The 11,650-nt window shown below is 62.9% G+C and carries 11 protein-coding genes and 1 pseudogene; 7 read left to right on the top strand and 5 right to left on the bottom strand.

The window, feature by feature from the left end; translation table 11 throughout:
* Positions 1–74: 74 nt before the first annotated feature.
* Both FHW69_RS15370 and FHW69_RS15375 read left to right on the top strand, forming a co-directional pair.
* A complete protein-coding gene (locus FHW69_RS15370) occupies positions 75–971 on the top strand; it encodes a LysR substrate-binding domain-containing protein (RefSeq protein ID WP_183423965.1) in 897 nt (298 codons plus the stop codon).
* A gap of 380 nt (positions 972–1,351) precedes the next feature.
* Positions 1,352–1,525: a hypothetical protein gene (locus FHW69_RS15375; protein ID WP_183423966.1), complete on the top strand. Its 174-nt coding sequence runs from the start codon at positions 1,352–1,354 to the stop codon at positions 1,523–1,525.
* A 219-nt stretch (positions 1,526–1,744) separates the two neighbouring features.
* Here the strand turns inward: FHW69_RS15375 and FHW69_RS19105 are convergent, their stop codons facing one another.
* From FHW69_RS19105 to FHW69_RS15390, 3 genes are all read right to left on the bottom strand, one after another.
* Entirely contained in the window at positions 1,745–2,254 is a 510-nt protein-coding gene (locus FHW69_RS19105; RefSeq protein WP_255494830.1) for a hypothetical protein, read from the bottom strand.
* A gap of 22 nt (positions 2,255–2,276) precedes the next feature.
* The gene (locus FHW69_RS15385) at positions 2,277–2,483 is read right to left on the bottom strand and encodes a hypothetical protein (protein WP_183423968.1); all 207 of its coding nucleotides are present in this window, start codon (positions 2,481–2,483) and stop codon (positions 2,277–2,279) included.
* Positions 2,484–2,552: 69 nt separating this feature from the next.
* Positions 2,553–3,875 (bottom strand): Nramp family divalent metal transporter, encoded by a 1,323-nt coding sequence (locus tag FHW69_RS15390; protein ID WP_221195578.1) that lies wholly within the window; start codon positions 3,873–3,875, stop codon positions 2,553–2,555.
* A 188-nt stretch (positions 3,876–4,063) separates the two neighbouring features.
* Here FHW69_RS15390 and FHW69_RS15395 point away from each other — a divergent pair, with 188 nt between their 5' ends.
* The 3 genes from FHW69_RS15395 (at position 4,064) to FHW69_RS15405 (ending at position 5,953) form a co-directional block, all read left to right on the top strand.
* Positions 4,064–4,669, top strand: a complete 606-nt coding sequence (locus tag FHW69_RS15395; protein WP_183423970.1) for an NAD(P)H-dependent oxidoreductase — start codon at positions 4,064–4,066, stop codon at positions 4,667–4,669.
* Positions 4,670–4,764: 95 nt separating this feature from the next.
* A complete protein-coding gene (locus FHW69_RS15400) occupies positions 4,765–4,953 on the top strand; it encodes a CsbD family protein (RefSeq protein WP_183423971.1) in 189 nt (62 codons plus the stop codon).
* A 61-nt stretch (positions 4,954–5,014) separates the two neighbouring features.
* Positions 5,015–5,953 carry a YihY/virulence factor BrkB family protein gene (locus FHW69_RS15405; RefSeq protein ID WP_183423972.1) on the top strand — a complete coding sequence of 313 codons (939 nt, stop codon included), beginning with the start codon at positions 5,015–5,017 and terminating at the stop codon, positions 5,951–5,953.
* Here the strand turns inward: FHW69_RS15405 and FHW69_RS15410 are convergent.
* Both FHW69_RS15410 and FHW69_RS15415 read right to left on the bottom strand, forming a co-directional pair.
* Complete coding sequence (locus tag FHW69_RS15410; RefSeq protein WP_183423973.1) at positions 5,898–7,904, bottom strand: YcaO-like family protein; 2,007 nt, start codon at positions 7,902–7,904, stop codon at positions 5,898–5,900. The two genes, FHW69_RS15405 and FHW69_RS15410, sit on opposite strands and share 56 nt — an antisense overlap.
* Positions 7,888–8,091 (bottom strand): hypothetical protein, encoded by a 204-nt coding sequence (locus FHW69_RS15415; protein WP_183423974.1) that lies wholly within the window; start codon positions 8,089–8,091, stop codon positions 7,888–7,890. The genes FHW69_RS15410 and FHW69_RS15415 overlap by 17 nt, the downstream gene beginning before the upstream one ends.
* Positions 8,092–8,415: 324 nt before the next feature.
* Here FHW69_RS15415 and FHW69_RS15420 point away from each other — a divergent pair, with 324 nt between their 5' ends.
* Positions 8,416–10,836: a hypothetical protein gene (locus tag FHW69_RS15420; RefSeq protein ID WP_183423975.1), complete on the top strand. Its 2,421-nt coding sequence runs from the start codon at positions 8,416–8,418 to the stop codon at positions 10,834–10,836.
* Positions 10,833–11,650, top strand: a pseudogene (locus tag FHW69_RS15425) (hypothetical protein); the annotation flags it as partial. The gene FHW69_RS15420 and the pseudogene FHW69_RS15425, both read left to right, overlap by 4 nt.

An 11,650-nucleotide genomic window follows, 5' to 3' on the forward strand; every position in this document is an offset into this window, starting at 1 on the left:
GAATTCTAGTCATCCGGGGGCGCGGATATTAGCCATTTGCCCGGTGAAGCATCTTTACAGTGGAGCAAAGATCAATGCGCGCCTGGGACGGGATGGATGCGTTCGTCGAGGTCATCCGGATGGGCAGCTTCTCCGCCGCCGCCCGCAGCCTGGGCCTCTCCACGGCCTTTGTCAGCCGCGCGGTGAGCGGGCTGGAGCATCGGCTGGGCACGCAATTGCTCCACCGCACCACCCGCAAGCTTGGACTGACCGATGCGGGCCGTCTTTATTATGAGCACGCCCGCCAGCTCCTGGAGGGATTCGATGCCGCCGAGCAGGCCATCGTAGAATTTCAGGAAGGTTTGCGCGGCAACCTGCGGATAAGCCTGGCAACGACCTACGGCGAACGCTATGTCGCACCGCTGGTCAATCAGTTCCTCGCGCGCCATCCGCAGATTGGCGTGGACATGGATTTCTCCAATCGCAACGTCAACCTGATAGAGGAAGGCTACGACCTGGCCGTGCGTACCGGCCTGCTGGAGGACTCCAATCTGGTCGCCCGACGCCTCGGCGAGCGTCGCCTCTTCGTCGTGGGCTCGCCCGCCTATCTGAACGCCTCGCCCGCACCTGTCGATCTGGACGCGCTGGATCGCCATACCTGCCTCCTGGGCTCCAGCAGCCACTGGATCTTCGCCGAACACGGGCAGCCCACGCAGCGGCCTGTCCGGGGACGCTACCGCGCCGCGTCAGGCCAGGCCCTGCTCGATGCCGCGCTGCGGGGACTCGGCCTCGCCCAGTTGCCGGACTTCTACGTGGAAAGCCCGCTCCTGCACGGACAGCTCGTGTCCGTCCTTGACGCATATCGTTATGAACATGGAGCCGTTTGGCTTGTCTATCCCCGGAGCCGCCACCTGTCTCCGAAAGTCCGGCAGCTGGCGGACTTCCTGATCGAAGGATTGCAAAGCCCGCCCTGGAAGGGGCTCGACTCTTAGAGCAAGTGCGGTTACTGTTCGCCGCCGCGAACGAAAGGCCCATGCAAGGTCCCGATAGCCCCCGTTAATGGGAACCATGGGAAACTTGCATTGAACCTTTTCCTTACAACCGTGTCGAAGTTTTGAAGGGTGGGACCCCTTGTAATTGCTCAGGGAACCCATATCAAGGCGCGAGTGGAACGATCAACCGTACGCCTGCGGATCCAAAGCAGGCAAAACGAAAGAATAACGAATTGATTGTTCACCTGATAGAACACAGTAGTCGCGATTTGCTTATTTTTTAACCAGCAAAGTCAGCGTATCGTCCGCAGCACGCCAAAGACCGGAGGCGTGCCGCAGCTTCTAATAACCCGGTCGCCCGACATAACGAGGCTTTGACCATGTCGCTTTTCAACAATTCTCAGCGTAGCGCGTCGATGTTTGAAGAAAACAACGGCTATCGCCAGTTCAGTGCCGGCAACGGCTCCGCCGACCTCTTTGAAAGCGAGCTCGACGGCTACGATTGGCTGAGCGAAGTCGCCAGCCGCCTGCACGACCAGCCCGCGTCGGTCTGATCCGACGCCAGCCAAGGCCTCCGGGCCCGCAAAGCGCTGTGTTGTGAGGCGTAACCACCGACGCAGACGCCAGCACCAGAGGACACCGGGCCACGAGGCCCGGAATAACCGTCCGGCACATCACGAAGGCGCTCGCGGGCAACCAGCTCCGTTATAGCGCCTTCTTCCTATCCTGAAGCACCCTCGCCGACCTGCCCGGCCGGAGGGTGCCTGCACTTATCAGGACGAGCTGCTTGCCGCCCGCGTTTTCGCTGCCTTCCGGGCAGCGGCTGAACGGCCTGCGGCGCCTTTGGTGTGCGCGGCTTTCTTGGCAGCGGCGGATTTGCTGGCAGACGTGCGCCTGGCTGCACTCTTGCGGGCCTGCGTCGACAGCGCCCGCTTCGACGCGGCGGCGTGCCCCTCCTTCTTCAAAGCCGTTTTCGTCGCACGCGACCGGGCGGCCGATTTCTTCGCTGCCGCGCCCGCCGACCGTTTGGCCCCGGCCTTCGTATCCGACGCGGCCTTCTTCTTTGTGGCCGCTGAGGCGGATTTGCCAGCGCCGACCGCGACACCTGCCCTGCGGGCTTTGGACAATCCGATGGCGATGGCCTGTTTCGCAGAACGTGCGCCGTGTTTTCCTTCGCGCACGTGATCCATTTCCTCCCTAACAAACTCGCCTGCCTGTGTAGAAGCGGCTTTACCCTCGCGCTTGTCGCGCCAGGCGCGAGCGATAGTGGCTTTCTCTGGCATCGTGATATCTCCGGAAGGAAAATCAGGGAATGCGGATTTCCAGCGCAACCTCCGGTGCGGGAGGCGGGTGGCCACCTTCGCTTTCCGGGTTGTCGGGGTGGTCTGGGCCAACACCGGGCTGGCCTGCCGGCCCGGCGCTGCCAGGCACTTCCGGCGATGGCGTCACCGGCGTCTCTTCGGGCAATACAGGACTCTTGCCCGGTTTTTCAGGTACGTAAGGACTTTGCATCACTGCTCCGCGACAGGTCACCACGCGCCACGTTGCGCGGCCGTTTGTGATGCGAATGTCGCGGCGAGGTCACGCCACGCCACACACCTGCAACACCAGCCACGCATTCGCTGCAGAAATCACCACGAACAGAACCCACGCGGACACCGAGACCAGCCGGCTATTGGCGAAGCGGCCCATCAGCGCCCGGTCGTCCGTAAAGCGGATCAGCGGGTACATGGCGAAGGGCAATTGGAGGCTGAGGACCACCTGGCTGCCAACCAGCAACTGTCCCACGGCACGGTCGCCCAGCCACAGCACGCCGATCAGCGCAGGCACCAGCGCGAGTACGCGGGTAATCAGCCGTCGTTGCCAGCAAGGCAACTTGATGCGCAGAAAGCCGTCCATGATCACCTGCCCCGCAATCGTGCCGGTGAAGGTGGAGCTTTGCCCCGAAGCAAAAAGCCCGATGGCAAAAATCACCGCCGCCAGCGTCGTTCCGGCGATGGGCGCCAACAGTTCGTGCGCATCGCTTATATCTGCCACGTCGTGCCGGCCTGTCGCGTGAAATGCCGCGCCTGCGAGGATAAGAATGGCCGCGTTTATCACCAGCGCGATCAGCAACGACACAATCGTGTCGATGCGCGTCAGCCGCACGGCGCGCAGACGCCCCGCATCGTCGCGGCCCACCATGCGCGTCTGCACGATGGACGAATGCAGGTAGAGGTTGTGCGGCATGATCGTCGCGCCAAGGATGCCGATAGCCAGATACAGCGGCTCGCGCGACGACAGCACATCCAACGACGGCAGGAACCCTGCCGCCACGTCGGGCCACAGTGGCCGGATGAGAAACAACTCCACGACAAAACAGATGGCTATGGTGCCGACCAGGCCGAGCACAATGGCCTCGACCCTCCGGAATCCCCTGCCCTGGAGCCCAAGCACGAGAAACGTGTCCAGCGCCGTCAACGCCACGCCCACGGGCAACGACACGCCAAACAGCAGATGAAACGCCAGCGCGCTGCCCAGCACCTCGGCAAGGTCGCACGCGATGATGGAGATCTCCGCCAGAATCCACTGCGTGCGCGCGATACCCGGCGCGTAACGCTCGCTGGAAAGGCGAGCCAGATCCTTGCCCGTCGCAATCCCAAGCCGTGCTGCCAGACACTGCAACACGATGGCAGCCAGGCTCGACAGCACCACCACGAACAGCAACTGATATCCGTAGCGTGAACCGGCTTCGATATCGGTCGCCCAGTTGCCGGGGTCCATGTAGCCCACCGCCACCAACAAGCCCGGCCCCAGAAAGCGGGATAGCTGCTTCCAGAAGGGCTGGTCGGGCGACACCATCACGGACCCGGCGACCTCGGAAGGACAGAACGGGGCCGTAGCCGTTTTAGGCAAAACAGACATGCAGGCAAATATTCCGTGTGGGGAAATGAGACGCAGGGTCAAGGCGGCTTGCGGGTCCATGCTAACGCCGAACCGTACCCATGAGAGGCGGCGTGAAGGCCCCGGACACGTTTAATGCACTCTGACATTTCGTAGACATCAAATCAGTCAGGGTCAGCAAAATTTCACCGCCTGGGCCGAACCGCACGATGACACTGAAAGCACTCGGACTGAACTGCACGCTTACCGCGTCTCCTGCGCCTTCCTCGACGCAAAAGCTTCTGGACCAACTGCTGGACGCACTGTCTCGCCACGACGTGACGACCGATTATCACCGCGTGGTTGATCTGCACATCAAACCCGGTGTTTCCCACGATGAAGGCGTGGGTGACGAATGGCCGGGTCTGCGTCAGGAAATCATGGATGCCGACATTCTGGTAATGGCCACCCCCATCTGGATGGGCCAGCCCTCCAGCGTGTCCAAGCGCGTACTTGAACGCATGGACGCCATCCTTGGCGACATCGGCCTGGATGGCCGCTACCCCACCTTCGGCAAGGTTGCGATCGTCGGGGTGGTGGGCAATGAAGACGGCGCGCACCATGTGAGCGCCGAACTTTATCAGGCCCTGGTGGATGTCGGCTTCACCGTCCCGGGCGGCAGTCCCGCGTATTGGGTGGGTGAAGCGATGAGCGATAAAAATTACATCGACCTCAAAGAAACACCGCCGAAAGTGCGACAAACCATCGAAACCCTGGCATCAAACGCTGCCCATCTTGCGTGCTTGCTGAAAAACGCAAATTATCCCGCGCCCTGAGTGATGAAGTGCGCACGCACTATTCACGGGATGCATATGCTCCGGTTGAGTTAATCGCATGGTCTGCACCAAGGCAGACTTGACGGAGATGCATCGTGGATAAGAATCGTACCGAAGGCATGAAACACGAAGTCAAGGGCGCCATCAAGGAAGGCGTTGGCAAAGTGACCGGCAATACCGCCAAGCAGGCAGCGGGCAATATCGAAAAGAATGCCGGCAAGGTTCAGAACGAAGTGGGCAAGCAGGCAGACGCTATGCGCGATGCCGACAAACATCGTCATTGATAACCTTCGGGCGGAGCACTCCTGACCGAGTGCTCCGCGGTCAGGGGACCCACGTTTTCTCATGCGACGTTTCTTTCATCTTGCACGCAAATCCATAACGACCGCGACCAACGGCTTCAGTGATGACGAACTGATGACCCGTGCTGCGGCGTTGTCGTTCTACTCGGCGTTGTCTTTCGCGCCTCTTCTGGTTCTTCTTCTTTGGGTCATCGCCGCATTGCGCCCGGAGTGGCAGCAGCAGCTGATTGACAGCCTCACGGGCGTGATTGGTGAACAAGGCGCCGGCGCCGTCAAACTGGTGATCGACAATGCGCAAAGACGGCCGCATCTGGGCAACGTCGTGGGCATCATCGGACTGTGCGTCACCTTGTTCAGCGCGTCGGCCGTCTTTGCCCAACTTCAATCCACACTCAATCGCGTATGGAAACTGCGCACCAAGCCCGGCGAAGCCGTAGTGGGCTGGCTGCGTACGCGCGCACGCGCGTTCGGGCTTCTGGTGGGCATCGCATTCCTTCTCATCATTTCGTTCGTGATCAGCGGCCTGATCCAGGCCATGGTGCCGGGCGACACGCTGGCCTGGACCATCGCGGAAAACGTCATCTCGCTGGCGGTATTCATCGTGGCCTTCGGCGCCATGTACCGCGTGCTACCCGATGCCGAAATCCAGTGGATGGATGCCGGGCGCGGCGGCGTGCTGACTGCCGCGCTTTTCGTCGCCGGTAAGTATGTGATCGGGCTTTACATCGACCACGCAAGCATCGGCGGCGCGTACGGCCCTGCGGGTGCCATCGTCGTGCTGCTGACCTGGGTCTATTACGCATCCATCATTGTGCTGCTGGGCGCCGAACTCACGCGTGGACTTGCCGTCGCTCGCGGCGCACGCATCAAGCCGGACGATCACGCGGAAAGCTTCGATATCGAAAGCGAGGCAGCCGCCCAGGCCGTCACGCCAGCGGATGAGGCGTCCACGCATCATCGCGCCAGGTCACACGCGGATTGACGCGACGCTCCATACGGAAGCCAAAGTGCACGGGCTGGAGAAACGGTGCGAACGCGCGCACGACCCGATACGGCGTCACGGCAATGTCGGCAGGCGTTACGTCCACCGCAGCCACACGGATGCCTGTGCGTGCCAGCGCGGTCGTTGAACCACGCAGTGTGGCGTCATGCGTGAACCGTCGCGCGGCATGGATCATGCTTTCCGCCGCAGCGTGCCGGGTGCGCGCGCGCATGGCTATCTGGCGGGCCGGGTCCACATACCAGAGCCCGTGATCCAGATTGCTGCGGACATCCGCCGCCTCACGCACGGCGTGGTGGCGCCCTTCGCGCATCAACCGTTGCATGTACAGGCCATAGTGGCTGTGTTCCAGCACTGCCTTGCGCACGGCCACGGTCAATGAGGCATGGGTGCCCAACCCCACGGTCAGTCCCGGCCAGCGCTGCCCGTCACCATATCCCGCACACAGCACGGTCGCATGGCCACTGGCATCTTCCAGAACATGAACCTCCACCTGCGCGCCCTGCCGTTCAATGGCATGCAGCGCGCGTCGCACGGGCTCGTCGATGTCCACATCGAGCAGACGCACCGGGTGAGTCCGGCTCATCCAGAAACGCATGAAGGCATCGCGCTCGATCAGTTCGTACACCGCGCGCAACGCTGCATCCTCGTACGAAGATCCGGTGGCCAGACCGCTGCTTGTCACCTGCGCAAAACGTTCCGATGCCGCCACAGGAAAGTCCAGCCACGTGGCCAGCGCCGGCACCCACACCAGGCTGTCGTCGTCCAGCCAGCGCCCCCATGTCCATGACAGTCGCGCATCAGGATCGAACCGGGCAAAGGGAAAACCAGGTTGCGCGTATTGCTCCTCCTCGTACAGCACGAGCCAGCGCGGATCAAACGCATGTTCCGGACGAAACACGGCGCGACGCAAACGATCCGCCGGCCACAGGCTCGCCGCGTAGCGCTCGATCCCTTCGCCGATGGCACCGTGCACCGCATCCGCCGCAGTCACACCCTTGCCTTCGCCCCGGATCGTCGCCGAACCGCCGTCAGGCAGCGGCAACAGCAACCGCGCGCTGGCGCAACTCGGAAACGATGGTTGCTGATCGTCCGCAGGATGATAGACCGCCACCTCGCGCAGCACGCCCGTCTCCGCATCTGCCAGCGGCGCGGCTTCATCGGGCACGTAAACATCACGCAGCGGGAGTATTCGCGGCGACGCATGCTTGAGACTTTGCCTGCACGCGACGCATTCGGGCACCGCCAGGGCTACATGCGGCGTTGATACGCCGTTGCGGGTCACCACGATAGACGCGTGCGTCGCCAGTTGCGGATACACCGACTCCAGCCACAGATTGCGGGCCAGTGCGGGCAACCCCAGGGCAGCATCGGGCACGGCAGTGGTCGTCGCGGGAATGTCGAGTCGCCGGCACAGACAGTCGAAGCAAAGGGTTTCGTCGGGCACAAGTCGCGCCATCACCGACACCTCATGCGCTAGCTGCGCATAGATCCAGTGCGCCTCCCCTGCCCCGTACCAATGACGCGATATGTCCGCCGTGGCTTCGCGGTCTGCGCCGTCACAGGCCACCGCCAGCACGCGACGGGATGACGCCGGATCAAGCGGCGCAGCGTCACCCATGGCACGCTCCAGCAAGGCGGTGAGCGCAACAGATCCTCGCACCACCACCGGAGCCGGCGCCGGAAGCGGCACGGGCGACAGCGCCGCGCAGGCCTCCAGCACGCCCACGCCTACCAGCGCGTCGATCATGGTTGGGTCGCCGCACGGTAGCTGCGGCTCTGATCCCGCCCACGAGGGCAACGCACGCCACAGCGCGGCACGACTCGTCTCGTCAATGGCGAAATGGCCGCGGGTGCACGAAATCGTGCCGCCCTGCGGCAACGACAACAGACGAACACCCGCGGCGAACCGCACCTCAGCCTGCGCGGCCACGTTCCCCAGCCTGCGCCTGTACGCGCTTGCCACCGGCTTCGGCCAACTGAGCGAGAGCCTTCATGAACACCGGTCCACACGGCTCGCAGGCATTGCATTCCATGCACTGAAAACGACGGTGAATGATTTCGCTGATATTGCTCAGCGACAACACGATCTCTTCGAGTTTGAAGTGATGCTCAGGCATGTGGATATCCTCCCGTTCTCGCGAGCCGGCCGGCCCGCACCGAAGGAGGCTAGGCGCAACCAGACGTCCCGCCTATTCATCGCTCGCACTATTCCTTTCCGGATTGCTGCCTCTAACCATTGGCGTTTTGCGACGCATGTCGCAGTAATCCAGAAATTGTCTCTACCGCGCGGGCGCGACATGGCTCGCGATACGAGCATCACAAAGCACCCGCCAACCTCATCACTTCCCACCCGTGACGTGTGCCCATCGACTCGGCACGTCTCGCGGCGCTATGCCATCATCGTCTGACACGGATCGTATTCACCTTCTTGAGGACCTGGCATGGAGCCATGGGCAAAGCGTTTGTGCGCGCTGCTTTTTGTATGCAGTGCAATTTTTTCCGCCATGGTTGTCGCAGGCGCCCTGACGGGCTGGGTGCTTAGCACCCGGCGTGTGATGCTCAGTCCCGCGCTGCTGTGGGAATGGTGGCAGTACCTTGATCACCCGCAATGGCAGCCTTTCGCGACCCGCATCCGCCTGTGGACGCTTGTCGGCTTCATCCCCACGCTGCTTCTGTTCGCCTGGCTCGGTAGCCGGCTGCATGATGTCCAGCGCCGTCGCTGGCCCACACCGATTCCACCATTCATCACCCCGCGCAAAAGCGCGCTGACCTGGTCGGCGCAGCGCCATCGCGGCATCACGCTGGCCAGCCATTACCGGCTTGGCAAGGCCGCCCCGTATGCGACCTCGGTCCTGCTCGCCGGACGCAATCCGCGTCGCACGCTGGCCCACGGCATCCTGCTCACCCTTCGTTACGTCGAAGGGCCGGTGCTGGTCGTCGACCTTTCCGCCAACGCGTTCGCCTTCACGGCCGGCTGGCGCGCCCAGGCCGGTCACCCCATCGTGCACTTGGCGCCGTTCGGCGGCGGTCGGCGCTGGAATCCGCTGCGTCATGCGTGGACCTCGCACGGCTGGTGCCAGGACCGACTCGCCCGACTCGCGCAACGCTGGTACCCGATCCGCGAGCGCGGCGACGAACTTCTGGCCAGCCAGACGCAACATGCGTTCGTGACCCTGGTTCACGCGCTGTACGACATCTACATCGTCTCCGACCAGGCGCACATGGTCTCGCCGGTCGATCTCTATCAGCTATGCGCACCCACCGAAGGCACGGCGGATCGACGTTCGCTGGCCGCCCTGATGGCCCATCCCGCGTTGAGCGCGGCCACCCGAAACGCTCTGGGCACCTGGCTGGCGCTGGACACACCCACCATCGGGCGCATCTGGGAAGCACTTCGCCCTCCGCTGACCGTCTATGCCCAGGCCGGCGACGGCGCGTCCATGACCCGAAACGACACCCTGTTCGGCGACCACCCTGCGCGGCACACCACGGTCTATCTCAGCATCCCGCCCTCCCATCGCGCCCATGCCGCGTTACTGGTGGATACCTTCATCGCGCAATGGCACGAGCAGGTCATGGCCGACGCGCCGGACGCGCTGCCGCTGGTGGTGCTCTACGGCGCGGACACCGTGGGTCCGCTGACCACTCTGACCCGGGGACCGGACACACTGCGCTGGCTGGCCACGGTGGACGACCTGGCCAGTGTCGCCACGATGTACGGCCACCACACCGCTGCCTTCCTGCGCCGGTTTGGTCTGTGCGTGGCGCAGGCGCCCGTGCATCAGGTCGCGGCGGATCGGCTCGCACCGATGCTCACTGATTTTCTGGCCGCTCATTCGGACCCGCGACGGGCGATGAGCAGTCCGGCCACGCCCGCGCAATTGCTGACGCTGCGCGACGACGAGCAGATCGTGGTCGGCCGCACGCCCGAACGTCCCGTGCGCTGTCGCGTGCCGCGCCTGCCCCCGAAGCGCCTGCCCCCACCGTTCACCCCGACCGAAGGAGAACCCATGCCTGTGCCCAAACCGGTCGTCCTGCTGGCCGCCTCGATGATGGCCGCCTGTCGCGGCCCGATCACGCCACCGCCCTTGCCGCCGGACGACACGCTGAAAACCCCCTGCGACGGGTTGCCACTAGAGACCGTCTCGTCACACGAACTGGTCCCCGCGTGCCTCGGGCCGTATCTCTTCCGGCTACCGCAGAACCTGTTTTATCTGCCGTGGGGACAGGGCAAAGAAAAGGAAGAGTTTTACTTGTCGGTGCAGTGGGATTCGTTGCAGCCGTTGCCACCGGATCGGGATCGCTATGGGAAACGCGAGTCGGCTGTTACGTCGATCACCATCCAGTATGACCACACCCACAGGCTGACCGACGAGGGCTTTCGCACGCTGTTGCGCCGGTATGTGGAGCCTCTGGATCCCAACAACCCGGTCGACCGCGCCAATCCCTCGCAAAATCTCGACCTGCGTATCCAGGGCGAGCCGATTTACGGGCTGACGCCGTACTACGCCGACTTCGAAAAAACCAAGGCGTACTACGCGAAGCTGTATGGCCCCGGGAACCTCTCGGACGATCCCAAAAACAGCATCGACTGGTTCGTGCGTTTCGGCCCCGACGGCCTGCCGAGCACCGTGATCAAGTGCTCGTCCCACTTACTCCCGGACGGCGCCCACGTGGAGCTCGGTCATGTCGTGGACGATGTGGCGCGCGACAAGAGTCGAGCGCTATGCACACACGACTTCCTGATCCCCGAATTCAAGGTAGCCGTTTCGATGAGTTACCTGCGCACGCTGATGTACGACTGGCCACGGATGGAAGCTTACGCACGCGCTGTGCTGAAAAATGGACACGTAAATAAATGAACGGACTCACCGATAAGGACCTGCGCATCCTTGCCTTCTATGCCGAGAAGGGAAATCGCGAGCTTTACTGGAACTATCTGGCCCAGATCGAAGGAGAGAATGGTTACGGCTTATTGGCAGCCGGCGTGGTGCGCCACGACAACATGCCTGGCAAGACGGCCAATCTGTTTGCCGACCACCATGCCAGGGCGCACAACGGGAAAGTGCTGACTGAGCGGGAGTGGGACAACTTCGGTGTTGACCTGGTCAAGAGAGATTTCGCACTCCGTGAGCAATATCACTCGAAACAAGGCCCCGAGAGGGCGCTTCATCTGCCTGTGGCAGCCGTGCAGAAAGCCCACGACGACAGCTTCGACAACATCGGCGTAGACCGCAACGCATGGACACCCCGCCAGGCTCTGGAAGCGGCCCGCCAGCATGGCGGCGAACAGGAAGCGGAAGATCTCTGGCGCATCATGCGCAACAACGGCTTCATGGGCATCGGTCGGGGCGGCAGAACACTCGCCAACGTAGTCGGCATGGAAAACATGTCGGTCAGCGAGCGCTCCACCTACCTCCTGCACATGGCCCAGGCGTACCTGATGTCGACGCAGGACCTTCCGCATGTTCGTCCCGATCAAATCGGGCAGGAAAATCACTCCTTCACACGCAATCAGGACGGGAGCTGGACCGAGATGGCACGCAGCAGCATGCCCTTCGGCATGTCGCTGCCGGCGACTCGGGAAGTGACCGATCCGGATCGGCACAGGGAACTGGAAGACACCTGGCACCTGCGTCTGGAACGCGAAGCGGCCCGCAAGCGGTTTCATCCGGA

This window comes from Luteibacter sp. Sphag1AF (genome assembly GCF_014192715.1).
Taxonomy (GTDB): Bacteria; Pseudomonadota; Gammaproteobacteria; order Xanthomonadales; family Rhodanobacteraceae; genus Luteibacter.

Bases quoted from the DNA above. Each gene is read 5' to 3' on its own strand.
- FHW69_RS15385 (WP_183423968.1), bottom strand. From the start codon at position 2,483: ATGCAAAGTCCTTACGTACCTGAAAAACCGGGCAAGAGTCCTGTATTG.
- FHW69_RS15375 (WP_183423966.1), top strand. From the start codon at position 1,352: ATGTCGCTTTTCAACAATTCTCAGCGTAGCGCGTCGATGTTTGAAGAA.
- FHW69_RS19105 (WP_255494830.1), bottom strand. From the start codon at position 2,254: ATGCCAGAGAAAGCCACTATCGCTCGCGCCTGGCGCGACAAGCGCGAG.
- FHW69_RS15395 (WP_183423970.1), top strand. From the start codon at position 4,064: ATGACACTGAAAGCACTCGGACTGAACTGCACGCTTACCGCGTCTCCT.
- FHW69_RS15415 (WP_183423974.1), bottom strand. From the start codon at position 8,091: ATGCCTGAGCATCACTTCAAACTCGAAGAGATCGTGTTGTCGCTGAGC.
- FHW69_RS15420 (WP_183423975.1), top strand. From the start codon at position 8,416: ATGGAGCCATGGGCAAAGCGTTTGTGCGCGCTGCTTTTTGTATGCAGT.
- FHW69_RS15405 (WP_183423972.1), top strand. From the start codon at position 5,015: ATGCGACGTTTCTTTCATCTTGCACGCAAATCCATAACGACCGCGACC.
- FHW69_RS15390 (WP_221195578.1), bottom strand. From the start codon at position 3,875: ATGTCTGTTTTGCCTAAAACGGCTACGGCCCCGTTCTGTCCTTCCGAG.
- FHW69_RS15370 (WP_183423965.1), top strand. From the start codon at position 75: ATGCGCGCCTGGGACGGGATGGATGCGTTCGTCGAGGTCATCCGGATG.